The 20,260-nt window shown below is 46.2% G+C and carries 14 protein-coding genes; 4 read left to right on the plus strand and 10 right to left on the minus strand.

Annotated features, from left to right (window positions below; translation table 11 throughout):
• Positions 1 to 86: 86 nt before the first annotated feature.
• Positions 87 to 2,177, minus strand: a complete 2,091-nt coding sequence (locus F3H97_RS08805) for an alginate lyase family protein (RefSeq protein ID WP_196431118.1) — start codon at positions 2,175 to 2,177, stop codon at positions 87 to 89.
• 114 nt (positions 2,178 to 2,291) lie between these two features.
• A complete protein-coding gene (locus tag F3H97_RS08810) occupies positions 2,292 to 4,382 on the minus strand; it encodes a heparinase II/III family protein (RefSeq protein ID WP_196431119.1) in 2,091 nt (696 codons plus the stop codon).
• A 311-nt stretch (positions 4,383 to 4,693) separates the two neighbouring features.
• Here F3H97_RS08810 and F3H97_RS08815 point away from each other — a divergent pair, with 311 nt between their 5' ends.
• Both F3H97_RS08815 and F3H97_RS08820 read left to right on the plus strand, forming a co-directional pair.
• Positions 4,694 to 5,137, plus strand: a complete 444-nt coding sequence (locus F3H97_RS08815) for a sigma factor (protein WP_159562825.1) — start codon at positions 4,694 to 4,696, stop codon at positions 5,135 to 5,137.
• Between the two features lie 14 nt (positions 5,138 to 5,151).
• Positions 5,152 to 6,015 carry a tyrosine-type recombinase/integrase gene (locus F3H97_RS08820; RefSeq protein WP_196431120.1) on the plus strand — a complete coding sequence of 288 codons (864 nt, stop codon included), beginning with the start codon at positions 5,152 to 5,154 and terminating at the stop codon, positions 6,013 to 6,015.
• A gap of 109 nt (positions 6,016 to 6,124) precedes the next feature.
• On the opposite strand, the gene F3H97_RS08825 is transcribed toward F3H97_RS08820, so the two are convergent.
• Positions 6,125 to 6,292, minus strand: coding sequence for a hypothetical protein (locus tag F3H97_RS08825; protein WP_196431121.1), 168 nt, complete (start codon positions 6,290 to 6,292; stop codon positions 6,125 to 6,127).
• Between the two features lie 237 nt (positions 6,293 to 6,529).
• Between F3H97_RS08825 and F3H97_RS08830 the strand changes: the two genes are divergently transcribed.
• Both F3H97_RS08830 and F3H97_RS08835 read left to right on the plus strand, forming a co-directional pair.
• Positions 6,530 to 8,611: an alginate lyase family protein gene (locus F3H97_RS08830; RefSeq protein ID WP_196431122.1), complete on the plus strand. Its 2,082-nt coding sequence runs from the start codon at positions 6,530 to 6,532 to the stop codon at positions 8,609 to 8,611.
• Between the two features lie 104 nt (positions 8,612 to 8,715).
• A complete protein-coding gene (locus F3H97_RS08835; protein ID WP_196431123.1) occupies positions 8,716 to 10,296 on the plus strand; it encodes a GmrSD restriction endonuclease domain-containing protein in 1,581 nt (526 codons plus the stop codon).
• Between the two features lie 109 nt (positions 10,297 to 10,405).
• On the opposite strand, the gene F3H97_RS08840 is transcribed toward F3H97_RS08835, so the two are convergent.
• From F3H97_RS08840 to F3H97_RS08870, 7 genes are all read right to left on the minus strand, one after another.
• Positions 10,406 to 10,759, minus strand: a complete 354-nt coding sequence (locus F3H97_RS08840; protein ID WP_196431124.1) for a hypothetical protein — start codon at positions 10,757 to 10,759, stop codon at positions 10,406 to 10,408.
• Between the two features lie 297 nt (positions 10,760 to 11,056).
• On the minus strand, positions 11,057 to 12,010 hold the full coding sequence (locus F3H97_RS08845) for an SH3 domain-containing protein (protein ID WP_196431125.1): 954 nt from the start codon (positions 12,008 to 12,010) through the stop codon (positions 11,057 to 11,059).
• Positions 11,967 to 13,871 carry a hypothetical protein gene (locus tag F3H97_RS08850; RefSeq protein ID WP_196431126.1) on the minus strand — a complete coding sequence of 635 codons (1,905 nt, stop codon included), beginning with the start codon at positions 13,869 to 13,871 and terminating at the stop codon, positions 11,967 to 11,969. Before F3H97_RS08850 ends, F3H97_RS08845 begins: the two co-directional genes overlap by 44 nt.
• Positions 13,852 to 15,966: a hypothetical protein gene (locus F3H97_RS08855; RefSeq protein ID WP_196431127.1), complete on the minus strand. Its 2,115-nt coding sequence runs from the start codon at positions 15,964 to 15,966 to the stop codon at positions 13,852 to 13,854. Before F3H97_RS08855 ends, F3H97_RS08850 begins: the two co-directional genes overlap by 20 nt.
• Before the next feature lie 145 nt (positions 15,967 to 16,111).
• Positions 16,112 to 16,261: a hypothetical protein gene (locus F3H97_RS08860; RefSeq protein WP_167365507.1), complete on the minus strand. Its 150-nt coding sequence runs from the start codon at positions 16,259 to 16,261 to the stop codon at positions 16,112 to 16,114.
• 346 nt (positions 16,262 to 16,607) lie between these two features.
• On the minus strand, positions 16,608 to 17,945 hold the full coding sequence (locus F3H97_RS08865; RefSeq protein WP_196431128.1) for a trypsin-like peptidase domain-containing protein: 1,338 nt from the start codon (positions 17,943 to 17,945) through the stop codon (positions 16,608 to 16,610).
• 474 nt (positions 17,946 to 18,419) lie between these two features.
• Positions 18,420 to 19,793, minus strand: a complete 1,374-nt coding sequence (locus F3H97_RS08870; RefSeq protein WP_196431129.1) for an Ig-like domain-containing protein — start codon at positions 19,791 to 19,793, stop codon at positions 18,420 to 18,422.
• Positions 19,794 to 20,260: the final 467 nt, after the last annotated feature.

The raw sequence follows: 20,260 nt of genomic DNA on the forward strand, positions 1-20,260 counted from the left end.
AGGTTTTTACAATTTCCACAAAAAACGATTCCCTCATTATGTAAAGGACGACATCACTTCGTGAGAGCGTCGTGACGTTTTGTCCTTTATACGTCACGACTTTCCTCACACGGCACATGAATGACATGCTTTCCCCCGTTTTCAATCCAATACGAGACGATGTACATCCCATCCCGCTCTTCGACCTTCGTATCGACGACACGCTTCCCGGTCCGGTCTAGTCGAATCAGAGTCAAAAAGCGAACTTCGCTACCATGTTCAATCGAAACGACTTGCTGGCGGGGAGTCCACTCCAAATCACGCATGGACACATGGCTCGGTTCAAGTGCCATATAAGCCTCTTCGCTTTTTAAAAGCTGAATGAATTGAATGGCTCGATTCGAGGCATCTTTAAATCGAACGTTGTGTTCTTCTGGTGTACCCGCTACCAGGTCCAAACCGGGTGCCAGATGGAAGCGCTGGACAAAGAGGTCCGCTTCCGGCGCAACAATCCGATCAAACACGACAAGCGTTCGCGCCTGATCGTACACGACACGCCGAGTATGAACGGCCCCTTTTCCAATCAAGCGGCTCACTCCGGTCGCCATCATCTGTTTCCGCGTCTCTTTCACCTCTAGGATTCCGCTCTCTCCGATTCGCTCGATCGACAAGTCGAGCTCTTCTCCGAGTCGATGTACCGTATTGTGCGCCGCGACACGTAGTGCTTGCGCACGCTCAGGTCCGTCCACGTAGCCATACCGACCAGTTTCGACGATGAAATCCCTCCCCAATCCATATAGTTCGAGACTCAAGTCGTCGGCATGTTTATGTGCACTCCCATGGTATCCCGCTGTCATCAGAATATAGGTGGCGTCACGAAACGGCCGCTTTGCATGGTGCCAATATTCACGCATGACCGCATATTGAGAGCCTAGATTCGCCAGCAGTTCTTCTGGGCATTGTCCTTGTGTCCCTCCGCTCACGGCAAAGGCTAGTTCGGGAAACGTTTCAATCCGAGGAATTAAACGGCTTCCCCGAAGCTGTCCTCCTGTATCCCCCACGATCGGCAAAGTTTGGTTTGGTTTAATGAAATGCAAGAGGCGCCCTGGCATCCGGTCGATGCGTCCAATCCCTTCCGGCAACGTGAATCCATTTAAATCGGCCCAGTCTCTAAATCGACTTAGCGTATGGTACACGTAAACGTGATAGCCAGGCGAGTGCTCCAAGTGGGTCCCGTCCTCCGAAAGGCAAATGTCGAGTTGCTTATTCAACCGCGCACGCGCAATCCTTCTCCAATCCGCACTGCGATCAAACTCCGGAAAACAGGAAGCAATCGCAAACAGTGCCATATCTTGAAAGAGCCCATGGTTATGGAGCGGACGATAAAAGGTAGGGGTCGCCAGTAATGTCGCATGTTCATATAACAGATGTAACAAACGGCACGTCACATGGGCATCATGATGGATTGATGCCTGGCGATACGCTTCAAAGAAACGGAGTATATGGAATACTCGAATCGCCGTCCCGTGCGCATGGTATGCTACACGCCCCCGCGGACCGCCATGTAGCGGGTGATGGCTCTCCCAGCTATCGATGATTTGGTGTGCATAGTGCAAGTATCTTTCGTCTTGCGTCACCTCATAGGCATGGGTCAGTTGATTGACCGTCGTCAAATAGTGGAGTTGGAAAAGGAAAGAGTTGTTGTTCACAGGTGGTAACATTTTGTTCCAATCGAACGTCCGAACATCACGGACGGCCAATGTATGCGGAAGCGATGGGATATACCATCTTCCGTTCAACGTCTCTTCCGCAAAATGAACCGCCTGTTCATCACGGATTTGTTCATAATGGTACGAAGCGAATGTGCGCTTTTGTTTCATATAGTCACAGACGAGCAGTCGCTCCATCTTGTCCGTCAATTTGATTTTCGAAAGGGGTTCGGTCATAAGGAGCATCACATCCGTCGCGCGGACGAGTGCTTCCCTTCCTTCTCTATGGACAATATAATATCGACCGTATGGACGGATGAGCCGTACCGTCTCGGTCGTCTCGAGCCGACTGTCTGGCACCATTCGTCTTCCCTTCCATTGATAACACATCGTCCCTGCCGAGATGACGACGTCCCAACCATCGCTCGCTTTCCCCGAGAGCGAACCCCGAAGTTGAGCCACGATCTGTTTTGCATGTGAATGTTCCATTCGTTCCCTCACTTGTCAGTTGTTCTACTTGAAAATTCTACCTTAGCAAATGGTGGGATTCAACAACTACTCTTATCGTCCACGTAAAAAAGCCTGGCAGTCGCCAGGCTTCAATCATTTTGGAACGTCGAGAGTATGGGTCTCGCCGTTGGAAAGTGTATAGGTGAGTTCATACTGATTAGCTTGTTCCTTGACCGTCGTGTCGACAATCGAGGTGTTCGTCCGGTCGATCCGCATGAGTGTGATGTAACGCACGTCCGTACCGTATTCAATGGAGACGACTTGGTCGCGAAGCGTCCACTCCGCATCACGGACCGAGAGATGACTTGGTTGAACGGACATATATGACTCTTCGTCCGTCTCGAGCTGCATCAGTTGAATCGATCGACGACGGCTGTCTCGGAACGTCACGTTCTGTGCCTCGGTCGTCCCTTTGTATAGCTGCAGACCCTCTCCGAGGTGGAAGCGCTGGACGAACATGTCCGGCTTCGGCGAGGTGATGCGGTCGTAGACGACGAGCGTTTTCGCCTTGTCATAGACGAGGGTGCGGCGATGCGTCGCCCCTTTCCCGATCAACGCGCTCTCTCCGATGGCAAGGCTCGTCTCTCCACGGTCTTCGGTCTTCACGATACGGCTCCGACCGATCATGCCTTTGCTTAAGTCCAAGTTTTCCCCGTATCGGTGGACGGTGTTATGGGCCTCGACTTTAAAGACTTCCTTCCGTTCCGGTCGCGACGAATAACCGAAGCGACCCGTCTCGATGATGAAGTCACGTGCCAGTCCGTAGAAGTCGATGCTCAAGTCATCGGCATGCTTGTGGGCACTGCTATGATAACCGGCTGTCATCATCACTTGTGTCGCACCCGAGAACGCCTCAGGTGGACGCGACCAATATTCGCGCATGAAGCTGTATTGATCCCCGATTTGCTTCGTCAATAGGGTCGGTGCCACGCCCTCTGCCCCTCCGCTCACCGCGAAACTGAGCTCCGGATATTCGTTCGTCTTTGGAATGATGTTCATCCCTTGAAGGTGCCCCGTCGTGTCACCGAAGATCGGAAGCGTCCGATTCGGCTTCAACATGTAGGTGAGCTGATCCGGCATCTTCTCGATATAGCCCGAGCGTGAAGGCAGAACGAACTGGTTAGCCTCGGCCCATTCGATAAAGCGCGACAACGTATGATACACATACACGTGATATCGAGGTGAGTGTTCAAGGTGGACCCCTTCCGGCGAGATGCTGTGGGCGATCTGCGCCTGGAGCCGCGTGCTGGCGGTCGATTGCCACGCCTTACTCCGGTCAAACTCAGGGAACGTCTGGGCGATGGCGGTGAGCGCCATGTCTTGGAAGATGCCGTGGTTATGTTTCGGTTTGTAGAAGTCGGACGATGCCAAGATCTCCCCATGCTCATACAATGTTTTCAACATGAGCTCAGTGAAGGCAGGGTCCCGATAGAGTGACGTCTCTTTATACACATCCCAGAAATTCAACAAATGGAACACACGAATCGCCGTTCCTTGGTCATTGTATCCCCACTTGAGTCGTTTGTAGTTATAGGCTGGGTGTGCCTTCGTCCAACTTTTGATTAGTCGTTCGCCATATTTCAGATAGGCGAGGTCACCCGTGTCATTGTACGCTTGCGTCAACTGATTGAGGACCGTCAAGTAGTGGAGCTGGAACGGGAACGAGTTGCTGTCCACGGCCGGGACGTCCTTATGCCAGTTGAACGTGTCGATGTTTGGGACCGACAGATTGTTCGGTTTCGTCGGGATATACCAGTTGCCGGCGAGCGCCCGATCGGCGAACTGTTTCGCCTGTTCTGTCGATAGCCGGTCATACTCATACGGGATATGGGACTCGGTCTGCCCCATGTATGTATGGACGAGCGGACGGTTCGTTTTCGATTGGATACGTGCTTTCGTCAACGAACGGGCCGGAACGACCTCCGCCTGGCTTTTCTTGATATAGATCCGTTTGCCGCCGGCCATGGCAAGGTAATACCAACCGGACGGGCGCACGATGCGGTATTCTTTCGTCGTGTTCGTCTTCTGTAGCGGGACCAATTTCTTCCCCTTCATTTGGTGCAGCGTGGTCGACGGAGCGACGCGCACGTTGAAGTCCGAGTTGGCCGAAGCCGTCGTCATCGGTGCGAACAGGAGCATCCCGCTCAACATCCCGATGGATAATCGTCTATACAAAGGTTTCATGATTTTCCTCACATTTCCGGTTTGATTTCACCCTGTAAATTATATCCATTAACCGAATGCTAAACAACTAAAACTTGGATATCATTTACCTCTTGATCAAATCACCACCTGACATCCTCCTATAATGGTTGTTATAGAGAATCGATGCTTCCGATGGATAAGGGATACAGGTTGTGCCATACAGCATTTCTGTGCTGTGTCTGATTTGGGCTGACGAAACTTCAATGTTCGTGAGGTGCGAAATCTGCATAACAACCATTATGCTGTATCCACCTAGGAAACTTGAGACGCGCGCGGGAAAGCAGCCCACCATGCCAGATGCTAACGAACAGATCAAAGAGTGGGAGCCGATGATCTTTTACGTCATCCGACAGCTCCATCTCCATCCGAACGAAGTCGACGATGCCGCCCAAACGGCACGAATCGCCCTATGGCGTGCTCTTCAAGACGGCAAGACGTTAGGGAAAACGTACTGTTTCATCCGTATCCGTGGGGCCATCCTGAACGAACGGGCCAAACAGGCGAAGACGCTCCAACACGAGGTCGCGAGCGAACGACTCCCAGAACAAGTCGACCAGCGCGAAGTGCCCCTCTCACTTTGGCTAGACGACAAACGATCCACTTTACCAAATCGCCATTTCACCTTACTCTGCCATATGCTTCACGGGACCGAGGCATCGCTCGGGTACTCGCCGAGTCGACTACGCGCCTATAAGGCCGAACTGCAACGGATGCTCCGTGAGGACAACGAGTAAGAGGAGACAGGAAGATGACCTTACACATGAAAGACGCCGTCGCCCAGCACATCCACTATTTACGCATGACCGGAAAATCGGACAACACGGTCAGCCAGGCGACCTATAAGTTTGCCCGATTCGAAGCCATCATGGGAGAAGGCAGGACGCTCGACGAATTAAAAACGAGGCAGGACGTCATGCCGTATATCGACACGCTCCGTTCGGAAGGATGTCAACCGGTGACCATCAACAACTACTTGAGCGCTCTTCGTGGCTTATACGATTGGGCCATCGCCGAGCATCTCGTCACCCATAACCCCTTTCATCAGTTACGGGTGAAAGTGACCGAGCGCCATTCAGCGGAGATCCCCTCCCCTAGACAATTGTCCGCCGTCATCGATGCCATCGACGTCCCGTTGTATCGTACGTTTTTAACCGTTCAGCTCCATACGGGTATGCGGATCAACGAGGTCCGGCTGTTAAAACTCGATGCGATCGATTTGCAGGAGCGGTTACTCTATGTCCGAGAATCAAAGAACGGAAAGCCCCGGAGAATCCCGTTGAATGACAAGATTCACTCCGTCCTCTCCACCTATCTCGATGAGGAGCGACGTCCCGTCGACTCACCCTATGTGTTCCCGTCTGCACGAGGCGCCTTGATTTGTAAGACGACCATCAATCGTCACCTGACGACGGCTGCCACAGAGGTGCTCGGCTATCCTGTCACGTCTCATACGCTCCGCCATGCGTTTACGACGCACCTTTATGACAAAGGGGTCATGGAGACGACGTTATCTGAATTACTTGGCCACTCCGAGCCGAAAACGACACGTCGGTACATCCGCGTCCGCGAGAATCATCTTCGCGATGCGGTGGAACGGTTGACGTTGGATTAAAGATCATACAAAGAAGACCGACCTGTGAATTAGGTCGGTCTTCTTCGTATGGAAAATCGGTTTCTGCTTGAACGGGACCAGACCATCTCCGATCGACGTGGAATCGTTCTTATCTGTTTACGATATACACTTTCAGTAAGTACACGGTGATTCCGATCAATGCCGCGATAGCCAAATACACAATCGGCACTAATAACCCTGGCGCGGTAAGAGAAATCCCGTAGATGACGAGTGCCGTCACAAAAAAAAGTAATAAAAACAAACTAACGTGCTTCATTCATATCTGCCCCTTTGGCATATGACATACAAGTCATTCGATCCACCTCACTTTATCATATTTTTCCAAATGAGGTCTCAACATGCATCCGTCGCAATCCTTCATCAATCGTCGGGAGAAAGTCAAATTGAACCTACCTCCATTTAAAATAAAGATGATATAGAAAATTAAGGGAATAAACACACCTCATGGTATACTTTGAAAAAGAAGTAAATCCAAATTTATTGAGGTGTATGCATGAAACGAATATTACTCGTCCTCGTCTTAGTAGGAGCTTGGGGCATGACCCCAACAGACTCCGTCCAAGCTGCGACGAACCCTTTCGATATCCGCTCCATCCCGAATGCGACCGTCTATGAAATGAAGAACGGTCGATTGACGAAAGTGGCAGCGTATTCGACAACAAAACGCTATACAGCCGTCAGTACGTCCGGCTGGTACTACATCGCACTAAGTCATACGAAAAAGATCTACATAAAGAAAAGTCAGGCCAAGCTCTTACTCGGTGACCCACTCACCGCTTCGAATTTGAAGTCGAGCGGAACGGCACGACTCGCACATGAGTATATGAAACAGATGCCACTTCACGCGCCATATGAATATGAAAAATTGACACCTGCGCGCGCCGTCGACTACGCCAACCGTGCGATTCGTGGGGATTGGTCGATCCCGTCCAAACCATATCAATTGTCCGTCCCGAACGTCGATACGTTTAACTGGCACCGGGACATCCCGAGCTCGTCGAGCAATTCCTATCCGTTCCAAATTCATTATTTGACGGTGCTCAATCAATTGACCCAGGCGTATAACGAGACCGGCAATACCGCTTATTTGAAGTACGGGGTACGGGTCGTTAAAAGTTGGACGAAAGCCCATCCGATTGCGAACTACAAACAGTACCGTTGGCCATATAACGACCACGGCACGTCGATCCGGACGTTCCATCTCTTGAATTTTTGGGATGCCTATAAATCTTCTTCACTCTATAAAGATACGGCCTTCACGGGACTGATGTTGCGGACGCTCCACGACCATGGCACGTTACTCGCAACGTCTAGCTTCTATAAAAATGATCACAATCATGGGATCTTCCAAGACATGGCGCTCACCGCCATCGCGCAGACGTTCCCACAGTTCGACCAGAGTGCGAATTGGAAAAACACTGCTGACAGCCGCCTCGATAAACAGATCCGCCACAGCATCACGTCGGACGCCGTCCACCTCGAGCATTCACCCGGCTATCAGTCCTATATGTATCACGTGCTCGACCGCTTCCTCATCTGGGCAGAAGCGAACCGTTTCTCACTCCCTTCGAGCATGGCACGGGTCGAACAGATGCCGAAGCAACTGACGTATATGATCAAACCGAACGGGACACTCCCGATCTTTGGGGACACGTCCGGTGTCAGACGGAACACCTCGATCATTCCGCATATCGAGGATTTCCCCGAGCTCGTCTTCGCCCTCACCCAAGGGAAGGAAGGGACACGTCCACCGGTCACGGCGAAACGGATCAGTAACCAATACAGTTTCATGCGCGAATACTGGGCATCTCCACCTCGCGCGTTCAATCAGGCGACCCAGGTGATGATGACAGCCGGTTATCACAGCAGTGCCCACAAGCATGCCGATGACTTGAGCATCGACCTGTACGGCCTCGGCCGCGACTTCATCATCGAGACGGGTCGCTACGGCTATACGAATCGCCCCGAACGTCAGCGCGTCTTCGGTGTCGATGCCCATAATACCGTCCACCGTGACGGGGCGAATCTCGACCTCCGCTCCACGATGCGTGGGAAGAGCAACATCAAGACCGTACAAAATCTCGGTTCGACCCTTCTTACGATTGGGGAGAGCCAGCTCATCGGGAACGGGGCGACGCATCGACGGACGCTCGTCTACGACAGAGAACAAACACTCATCGTCTACGACCGGATCAGTTCACCCGCAACCACGAAGTTCGTGCAGCGGTTCCATCTCGCCGAAGGTCTGAAACTCCTTCAGAGTTCGATGGCGACCCAGAACGTCGTCTACGGTGATACGAACGGGCGAACGATCCAGCTCATGCAGCTGAACCTTAAAAATTCATCGATGCGCAACAGCACGAGTTTCGTCGCCGTAGAGGATTACGAATGGAAGCCGCGTCCACAAGTTATCTCGTATAATACCGGGAAAGACGTGCGCTACCTCACGCTCATCCGACTCGACCAGTCGAAGACGACGATTCGGTCGGCCAGTGTGAAAGTGTCCGGTTCGAGCTACATCGTGACTTATACGCTCTCGAACAAAGAGACGAGACAGATCAGTGTGCCGATTTAATAGAATCGACGAACTTTACCAGGTGACTTTCATTGAATTTGCATTTGTGAATTACACTTGTTAATATTTTTTCGGTATAAAAAATTTTATTAGGAGGTATAAGCATGCCTACAGGCGAACTCGAAACAAGTTCACTTAGCATCGACAGATTAAGATCAAAGATCATTGAAGGGGAAATTAAAATCCCTCCTTTTCAACGAGCTTTTGTTTGGAAGAAAGATCAGATTACAGAACTCTTAGATTCAATCTATAATGACTATCCTGTAGGAAGCGTATTACTTTGGGAAGTAAATGAAAAACTCCCCTCCCTTAGAAACATTGGTGGATATAATCTCCCACAAAAAAATGATGAGTTTCCAATTAACTATATTTTGGACGGGCAACAACGAATCACATCAATCTTCCGAACTTTTGCTCCTCACAACCTAGAAGCCGATAATCCAAAACAAGTCGAGAACTTCAAAGTTTATTTTGAATTAGAGAGTGAGCGCTTCGTTCATCAAGATGAGATAAATCCTGATTTTCATTATTTAAAAAGTAACGTGCTCTTTGACGTTAATGGATTTTTCGATGAGGTTCTTAAATTACCACCCGAATTAAGAGAAAAGGCGAGAGAAGTTCAGTCAATCTTCCAAAACTACGAAATCCCAACCGTGACTATCAAAAAAAGAAGTAAGGGTGAAGTCGGCACGATATTCGAGAGAATTAATAGTACTGGAACACCATTATCTACATTAGAATTAATGATTGCCTGGACTTGGTCAGAGGAATATAACCTAGCTGAAGTGTTCGAAGAAGTGACAACTATTCTTGAATCAAAGAACTTTGAAGACATCAAGAAAAAAGTCATTTTACAGTGTTTTGGAGCCATTATAGACGAAACTACAGTTACAAAAAGTATTTTGGAATTAGATCCTCAAAAAATTAAAGATAACTCTGTACTCTTATTGCAGAGCATTGAAAAGACATTGGATTATCTACAACAAGAATTTAATGTTGTCTCAGCAGATTTTTTACCGAGACCTCAAATTATTGTACCTTTAAGCTATTTCTTCTCAAGAAAACATAGCCCTTCAGCTACGCAAAATAAGATTATGAAACAATGGTTTTGGAGAGTGGCATTTTCTAATCGTTATTCTGCGGGTACTGATAAGAAAATGGATATGGATATTGAATTCTTTAAAAAAATTCTTGCAAATGACTTTAAAGACCTTGATAAATATCACGTTTCTATCGATAGCAACTTCTTTAAAACACAAAAACTATCAAAGTCAAATTCATTTGTCAAAGCTACATTACTCATGCTGAGCAAAGAATCACCATTAGATTTAACAAATGGAATTAAAATTGATACCGGTTCTGCATTGTCTGTTTATAACCGAAAAGAGTTTCACCATGTCTTCCCAAAATCTTTTCTCAAAAGCGAGTTAAATTTTGAAGATGCAGTTATCAACGTGATAGGTAATTTCTGCTTCCTACCATCAAACTCCAATAAAACGATTTCAAATCAAAAACCTAGTCAATACTTCAAACATGTCATTCCTTCTAATGACTATCTAGAAATATTAGAGAGCAACCTTCTTCCAACTGATATATCTATTTATGAAAATAATGATTACGAAAAGTTTTTAGATACGAGAAGTTCTTTGCTATTTGAACATGTCAAGAAGTACTGCAACCTCTAACTTAAATAATCTTTTAAAAAAAGGTGAGCCCTATTTCAATGTAGGACTCACCTTTTTAGCATTTTTCTATTATTTTATTTTTATCGACTTACCCCTACAATCGTTCACATCATTCTTCAAGCAACTGACTTTTAACTCCAATGGTAAGTAGTGAGATACCAAGCGCAACAATGGATAGAAAGTCAGTGTTCACCTGACTAAAACGTTCTTCTATCAAAGATGAATCCACGATGAGGAGCATAAACAAAAGTATCCCAACAAGAGACCAAAAAGTAGTGATGAAACGACTGATCCATTTTTTATGGGATAAGTAGGTCGCCAGTAAATCTCCAATCACAATCATGATGGACAATATGGAGACAATAAAAATAATTTTAGAATCAATTACACCGTTGTCAGAGTTCACGTTGTTTGATGGTAGACCCCACCACCCCATTAAGAAGGTACCAAATGACACAATCAAAACTATCATTCCAACAATTGTTATGATATTTAATTTTCTATAAAAAACAAACAACTCCAACACTAAATAGATTACTAGAAACAACATACTGTAAGAAACGATAATTCCAAGTTTTATAGGAAACGCTGAAATCCAAAATAAGAAACCCCCGATTACCGCCAGAACAATGAATCTATTTAATTCACTTTGAAAAAACTTAATCTTAATCTACCTCTTTCTGAATTTTCGATACACCGAAAGAGGACACCCCAATCTCGTACTGTGAAATGTCCCACATTCAATTCGATATCGAGTTTTTTATATCACCTGTAATACAATTTGAGCTGCACCCAACACACCCAACCCAATCAAAATCCATCGATTCTGCTTGAATCGGGCTTCATTCTGCTTGGCAAGCGCCTCATTCTCTTCTCTCAGCTGGATGATCGCAGCTTCAGCAGTTGCGTTCACGTCATCGAGCAACTGTTTCCGCATCGCCGCTTCACTAGCTCCTCGTGCGGTCATCTCTTCTGCGATTGCCTCCTCCCAAGTAAGGCGTGACGCATTACTATCGGCAACGGCTTGGAGGAACTCTTGTTTCGTCGTTTCACGTAACTCATTCTGTCGCTGTTCTAATCGATGCATCGTTGCGTCCAGTTCACTGGCTCGCTGGGATAGTTCTTCCTGTCCAGTTTGAAAATGAAGTTGTTGCGCCTCGTTCGCCGCATGGAACGTCTTCGCCTGTTTGGCAAAATCGTCTTTCATTTCATTTAGTGCGAGAAGCCAGCTATCATATACCTGTTCTAGCTTTTCGAAACGTACATCGACATATTCCATTGTCGCCTTTTGCTGTACTTGTAAATCATGCATCCGACTCTCAGCATTGCTCATATGCTTTGCAACTAGCTGTTCGGTTAAGGAAACCGAAGATGCCGACGCACTTTTCAACTGCTCGATCTCTGTCGTGAAATGACCATAGAAGTCACGAAAATACGACCGCACCTGCTCGTCTAGCTCCTCGACCCGTTCAACCGAATTTGTACTATCTGAATGAACGACCTGCTTCAAATTTTGGATAGTCGAAGAAAGATAGAGTTGATCCTCTTCAAGTTTTGCTTTTAAATCATCTACTTCTTGGTGGATCATCAGGATGGTTTGTTTTAACTTCGTATCGAGATCGTTTAAGAATACCTCTTGATTCAATTGTCGTAGGGATGACAATGCTTGCTCATAAAGCGCGTCTTCCACTGTCGTGGCTTGTTTCGTTTCCATTCGGACACCCCAGTGCTTGTATAATTTCCTCGGCATCTTGTCCGAGCGTGTATAAATAAAGTCCAGCGCTATAACGTTCTTCGGTATTGTCGGACGTTGCTTGTTGCAATAACGCTTGCTGACGTTTCACGAAGTGCTCAATGAAGAAACTTCGGTATTGTTGTGCGTGATTTATGTCTTCTTGCCAACGTTCTTTCGTCTTCGTCAATCGTTCATGAAGTTGGATTACGCTGAGCTCGGATTCATTTAGTTCAGCCTTAAGCAAATCCATCTCATGCGTGAAACGAATAACCAGGCGCACTTGATCATTCGAAAACGTTTCGGATATATCCTGCAATTGATCGTAGATATGTTTCACTTCGTGATACACTAACTCACTCAGTCGCGTTGACTCTTCGAGGAGATGTTTTTTCATCGTATTCATCTGCGTCTCATAGTTCTTTTGGGACAAATAACGGTCTACTTTCGAGCTATCCCATGAAAAAAATTGAATCTCCCCCGGATGTGACACGTGCAATCGAGATGAGTCAACTTGATCGAGTTCGAAATAAATTGTATCTAGTAATCGATTCATGGTTTGTACGCCTTTAGTCAATGACTGATCTAGTACTGTGATTGCTCGAGAGAACGCAGTATTCAACGCCATTTTTGATTTGGCATACTTTGCATGTATTAACTCCGTTTCAATCATGGCTTCTTGGATTTCACGATGATGAATCCGTTCGAACGCCTTTTTGAAGACATCAATCTTTTCAGCCAACTGTATTTCTTGGCTTCCAAAATCCTCAATCCGTTTTTTTCCCTCTTCCTCTAACTTCTGCATTCGTTCCTTCAATCGAACGAGTTCCCGTTCTGCCAGATCTAAATCTTCTGTGATATGGCGAATCTCTTCATCGCTCTGACGCACCACTTCTGCATAGTAACCTATCAAAAAACTAAAGGACACATGCCGATAATCAGTCTGTTCAATTCGCTCTCGTAACTCATTCAAAATCGACTGGGCCATCTCACGCGTGTCCGGCTCAAGCCGATGCATGCTCGCCCCAATCTCAACCGGATACACTGTCCCGGGCGTTCGACCGAGGATGTCGCCAATTTCACGATGATAGTAGGCACGGAGATCTGTCTCGTTTGAAATGGACTTGTCCCGCAATCGTCGTTTGACCGATTCCGGAGAGTACGCACGAGTCAAGACGACATAAAAATTATCCGGATAGTCATACCAATGCTGCAAATGCGTCATGCCGATATCTCGCAGGAACGTCAGGTCACCTGCACCATTGACGATGAGACAGATATGCGACCGAGGAATCCAATGATTGACACAACGTTCGACGTGACGAATTTCGCGTTCCTCCGCTGACTCAATCCCAGGCAGGTCAAGCAATTCGATGGCAACGTCTGCTTGTTCAAAGTAAGACTTCGGCAAGGCGATGCGCACAGGAGCGAGTGAATCAATTCGTCCCGCCTCGACATCGACTCGAAGTGTGGATAATCGATCTTCTAAGATGTCTGTCGACTGAATCACTTCGGGTTCTTGATTCGGCAAGGTAAGCACATAGTCTTCTGTGGCAGATACACTGTAACTCGTCACAGTTACCGTCGCAGATTGACCAATCTCCCGTTTTCCTCGTAAAAATGACGAGATTTCGTCAATCGCCTCTTCTTTCACCCTAAGTAAGTTCAAGATGAGTGTCGTTTTACCGACCTGTGTCGGTCCATATACCGATAGGACGACTTTCTCTTGGTCCGGCGTCACACCTTCAGCATCATATAGTTGAAATCGGCTCATAAAATCGTGCTTGGCGTCAAATGCCCACTCATACCGATTCTTTTCAAATTCAATAAATAGCTCCCGCATTGCGGAACGCCTCTTCCCGGAGTTTGCCACACTCGTTCTTCAAGCGATTCACGCGAACCTCAACTTCTTCATACAGGCCAGAATTCACATCGTCCTGCCGACGGGCATAGTAGGCATGCACTAATTTGTCACGCATCTCATCCATAACGTTATTGACGAGCGCAATCGTCGACTCGCGTTGATAATCAGCTGTCGCCTTTAGCACTTGTGTCGCATAGTCATGACGCTCGAACTTGAATTTTTCAATCTTTTCCGAACCTCGTTTAATGGCAAGTAGACCGACCACGCCACTGACACCAGCTGCCGCAACGCCTGTTGCCACTCCGGCTGCCACACCTAACGCCTCAAGAGCCCCTACAATAGCTCCAAAACTGTTAAAGTTCCCATCGAGTGCATCGACACCAAAGAAAATGGCTGTCCCGGTCACCATGCGGTTGGCATCAAGTACGAGTCCTGAATACTCTTGATGAAATCCTTCCATGTTTCCGATTTTAGCTTTGAGTGTCTCATATTCTTCGATCCCACCAACAACAAGGTCCGCATCCCCCTCTTTCCCTTTCGTCAAGATCAGATGCTGTACAATCGCTCCAGCAATCACTGGGAGTTGTTGGGTATGTTGTCCCCCAAGTGAGACATCAAGAACAGTCGGATCTAAATAACGATCCACTTCCGTCAATGTCTCACTAAACGCTTCCTGCATCGTGTCCGTGGCTGCGATTTCGAGTTCAGGCTGGTTCGGCACGAGTTCATTTGGTTTCGGCTCCATAAAGCTGAGAGCCGGTTTTGGCACCGCCTGCTCAATTTGCTTCTTCTGAGACACATGCGGCTTATGGAGGCTAAGACGTTTCCTTGTCATTGTCTCAATCGACTCCATCATCAAAATGTCCAATACACGCGGATTTTCAGTCGTATAGACATGTTGAATGGATTCTAGCAACTCGTGCCGCTCATTGAACGTCATATCTTTTTTGAAAGAAGCTCGTGCTCTGTCCCATAACGTATGATTTTCTTGTCTAATAGTTTCCGTCACTTCATCGATACAGCGTTTTACATGTACCTCTAAACGTACTTTTAACGTTTCGTCTAACTCTTGAATGTATTTATCACGAGCCGCATCAAATAAACGTTGCATCGTCCGCAACTCGCGCTGATCGTTCTTTCGGTCCGATTGTGCGATGAGCACATGCTCAAGTTTCATGAGTTCACGTGTTAACGTCTCACCAATCATCATGAGTTTCTCGTGATGGAGTTGGAGTGAGTCTTGAGTGAATTGGCTGTTCGATTTGAGCAATCGTTCCATTTCTTGAGGGACGTTATCGATGTCTGTATCGGCTAAAATGATTTGTGACTCGTCTGCCATACTGAACTTTTGGAACAGGGTTTGTGAAATCATCGTTCTTTTCTCTTCTGTCAATTCACTCGCATGCGTGAGGACGAAGCCAGGTGCCTTGTCTTTATACGTCGAAGCGACTTTCTGTAGTAGCATCTCTTGATCCATCTGAGCGAGTCGTGCATGGTTCAAGACAAGAATCATTCCCGTCGAGCATTTGAGGAAAAGGTCGAGGAACTTTTGTGAATCCGAGCGAGTGCTCCGTTCGAACCCCGGTAATAAAGCGAGCGTCAAATGACCGAGCACACGATTGTTCGGTAAAATGATTTCGAACCAAAGCATATCGCCGCTTGGATTTTGAATACCGGTATTGAGTTCTTCTTTCGTGATGGGTTCATCCTGCAATTCAAAGCTTCCCGAAGCTGTCTTGACAGTGCGGGTCACTCGATAAGCAATCGTTGTCGCAGTCGCGTCAGACGAAAGAAGGACAGGACGTTTTTCTCCGACTCCGACTTCTGATAACAAGAGGTCATCCGGTAAATCGAGCGTCCGCTTCACAACGAGCGTTTTGCCAGCACTCTGCAAACCAGCGACACTGACGATATGACGGTTAGAGAATAGGTTTAAGACGTTTAAATCCTTATACACGCCTTCAATCGTCGTCGTGTCGAGGTTGAGTCGATTCGCTTTCGCGATCAACTCGTGCAGTTCATGCAGCATCGTCTGCATCGTGAATTCTTGTTTAAAATCAATCAGGTGGTCCATCTCATCGTCTCCTTATATTGAATCTCGAATAGTGTCGCTCTATCCAAACACTGATTCGATTCCATGCATAACTTCAAAAAGCGCGTCCTCAAAACCACTGAGAGACCCGCTCATCATGTACGTGCTTCCTTGCTCGATGTAGAATTTATTTTCGTTCAGACTCTTTACGAATCGTTCCGATTTTCTTATCGCTTCGCGTGTCTCTTCCATCTGGATTCCGGATTGTCCCAGGAGGAAGACCGTGCTTCTTCTCAAAAGTACCTACCGTGCAATCACTTCTTGTTTTACGCGCCATTCTCTCACTCCTCATCTTTCATTACTCGTTTCATTTTAATACATAATCTAACAATCAAAGATGATATTTTTTCTTTTTTATGGAAATGAATCAAGACAAATCTAACTTCTTAATTACCTTTTACTGAGATGGCTACAAGTATGATTTTTTTTATGCTAATTGATAGATAATAAAACAGAATGATAAGTGACCATTTATTAGTCCATTTCTGTATACTTTTTATGACTCCAGACAACACCAAAAAGCCATGTGCATTCGTCCTAAAACAAATACACATAGCTCTTGCGACTATTTGTATATTGATGTTTCGAAATACTCCCGATACTCATCCCACTATAAAGATATGTTATTTCAATTCATAACTTATTCGATAGGACTGATTGTAATATTCCGAATCGGCCAAACCGGACAATGGGAACGAGGCCAAGTAGTACTCGCCGGCAGGAATGACGAGGTCTAACGTTCCATAATAGCGTCCTTCATTCGAGAACTCTTCACTATAACGAATCGCATCACCGTTCGCGTCAAATAGACCGAACGCCCAGTATTCACCTTGCCGGTTGTTCATCCATCCTCCAAACACGGATAGCGTCATTCGTTTATCGGTCCGGAAGACGAATGTATCGACATCTTCTAAATCATAAACAGAACCAATTAAATCACCCGAGGCATAAGAGATCACATCTGCATCCGCAAACGCATCATTCAATTCCTGTTCTCGTGTGTCACCTTTGCCTGATACGACGGGTAACTCATATCCGGGTTCGGTCGGCAGTTGTACATTTGCAATCGTATCGCGTCCATATTTCAAATTGCCAAGCTCTTGAATTGGTACCGCATAGTTCATGTTTTGTGAGTCAGGAAGCCCCCACGTAACGACTCCGATGACTTGCCCGTACTCATTAATGAGAGGACCGCCTGAATTCCCATGTGTCACACTGGCATTAAATTGAAGATATGGTTGACCACCAAAGAAGACCTCACGATTACTTAGAATTCCTTGTGTAATCGTATTATCGACACCTTTCGGACTTCCCAGTGCGTAGACAGTTGAGCCTGTACTTCCCGCTTTTGCCGTCGACAATATCGGAATAGATTGAAGGGAAGGAACGTCTAAGACTGCCAAATCTAGTGCGTCATCAAAGCGTTTTAACTTGAACGTCTCAACCTCGGTGCCGTTTGCGAATCGAATACGAGCGTATCGATTCGCTTCACCTGAGACGACGTGGAAATTCGTGATGACCTCCCCTTTCTTCGTCACGAATCCACTCCCTGTCGAGGTAAGTCGATCGGAAGCATCGTACATCTCAATTGTCGCAACCGATGGATTGACTAACTTAAACGCTTCTTGTGCGTTTAGTTTTTTCGGTTTCACCGTCACACTAACGGTCGACTTCAACTTCGTCTTTTGGACAGTGACCGTGATTGTCACTTTCCCAACGCCCTTCGCTGTAATTTTCCCATTTTTCACAGTTGCTACTTTCGTGTTCGAAGATTTCCATACATACACCGGTTTTTTCACGCCACTCGCTTTCGCCTGTACCGTTTTCGATTGACCGACCTGTAACGCCACACTCTTCGGAGAAACCGTTAAACTTGCCGCGGCTGCCGTGGTAGGTAAGCACGTGCTCAATAACATGAATAGAATGGCAAAAAGAGAAAACTGTGTCACGAACCGTTTCAAATCTCTCGACCTCACTTTCATCTTTAGTCATTTCGTATGAATCTTGTCTATCATCTTGATAGTATCAACTTAGTTCTTTTGTTGTAGTAAACATATGTTATTCAAGTCAATTAGAAATTTAAAATTGAAAAGGAATCGTTCGACATGAACTGACAATCATCAAAAAAAGTCATCCTTCTTAAAAAGAAAGATGACTCGAACCATTTTTTAAAATACGTTTCGTTACCTTTACACCTTATTTCGGTACTTTTTCAAACAGACGGAACATGCGTAACCACCGTTTCATATTCCCCACATCCATTCTTTTGGTTTACGTTTTTACCATCTTTCAATTACCCAGCTCATGAATTTGAGAACAAATCATTCTTCTTTCAAAAAAGAGGATCCGACATGATGCCGAACCCTCTCTTCATCTACACTCGTTCACAATTCACTTTACCTATTGATGCATCAAGTAATTCGACACACATGTACTCATTTCGATACCTTCACCGACTTCACAGATGTCCCATACTTATTTTTGCTCGAAATCTTGATGCTCGTCCCAGCCTTTTGCTTGCTGATGGAGAATGAATAGTTTCCTTTCGCATCGGCTGTACGCTTATAGGACTTCTTACCAATCGTCATCGTGACGGTGGCACCCTTCTCAGTCTTGCCACTTACTTTTGTGGAACGGGCTGTTACAGAGTTTACTGTCACAACCGGAAGAAGATGACTTGATGTGACTTTTAGCAAGTACTTCCCCGTTTCACTCTGCCACGGACCATCACTAATAGAGAGATAGTACGTACCACGTGTGAGCGTCACGGATTTTTTAGCTCGTCCCGGTGCCTTTGTAGAACCATAGACATAGTCCTCAATCACTTTAATATTATCTACATCGTAAAGCGTAAGAATCGCTTTTTCATCTACATAAGATGTGAAATCAATTCCGACTTTGCTGGTCTTGGGAATCACAATTTTATACACATCGACGGAGTCGTTCCATGACAAAAATCCAGTACGCGATTGATAAAACGGGAATAATTTTGCTTCAACCGATCCGTTATTTGGTTCGGCCTCTTGATTCAATGCAGGAACGAACGTTGATTTGAGTTGGTACATCCCTGTATCCGTACTGTAGGGTCCACCATCTTGAATGGAGATATGATAAGTACCCGCCTCTAAATCAATATAACGAACAAACTTGCCTGGATTTTTCTTCGATCCCGAAATCGATTCGTAGAATGCTTGCTGATTCATGTCATCCGTGAGGGACACTCGTAACGTATCATCTACATATGTCGATAAATTGAGATGTAATCGTCCTGCTTTCGTCAGTTTGACTTCATAGACGTCCACCTCGTCTTGTACGGAAAGGAATCCTTTCGTCGTCTGTCCGAATTTCAACGGTTGTGCTTCAGCGGTTCCATTGTTCGGTTCGATGTCATCTGTTTTGACTGATGTGAACGAAGTCTTGATGGTGAATTTCCCTTGATTTGTCCGATAAGAATCATCGTATACGATAAATTGATACTCACCTGCCTCAAGATCCCAAGACATTACTTTCCTTCCTGGTGAAGAAGCACTTCCACTAATCCATGTATTATAGATGGGGTTGTTCATCCCATCTTGGAATACGATGTTCACTGTATCGTCTACCATTGTTGTAAAATCAATTGTCACGTTGCCCGTTTCTGTTACCTGCAACGTGTAAGTTTGTCTATTCTGTTCGGCTGTCAGTTCTCCATGTACCACACCATTTAACGGTAAAGTACGTTCTTCTGCCGTAACCATCTGAGGTCCTAATGCCACTAGTAAGAAAACCCCTGCCACAATCGTCAACCAGCGTTTCAAATATGAGATCATCTCTTTTTCTCCTTTGAATATCATAGATGTCATGAGTCCATCCATCCCATTCTAAAATTGATTACGCCTTATTGTAGCCAGTCCTCATATCTCAGTGCGCATCGTTTTAAACGATATGGAAAACCGTTTTTTAAATTTGTTTTATTATCGTTCGACAAGATTCGTCACGTTTCCAATATTGCGTATCCAGAATGGAAAGTGATTTCGAGCTACAGCATATTAAATTCAAATTTTTTGTCGTCCCGGGCTGACGACGAGGAAATACTTTCCGATCGAGTCGTTCCATTTTTTCACGAGCGTGTAGCCGCCATCCGGTCTGTGGATGGTCCGTCCCTTATAGCGGACACTCCCTTCTTTGACGAGTTTGATGCTGACGATGTCGACATGCTTTGTTTGTTGATTCGGTTTCAGCGTTTCTCCTCCTTTGGATATAAATAAGCACCCTGAGCCGCGATGGTCAGGGTGTA

Origin of the sequence: Exiguobacterium sp. SRB7LM (genome assembly GCF_015712685.1) — a bacterium.
GTDB classification, from domain to species: Bacteria; Bacillota; Bacilli; order Exiguobacteriales; family Exiguobacteriaceae; genus Exiguobacterium; species Exiguobacterium profundum.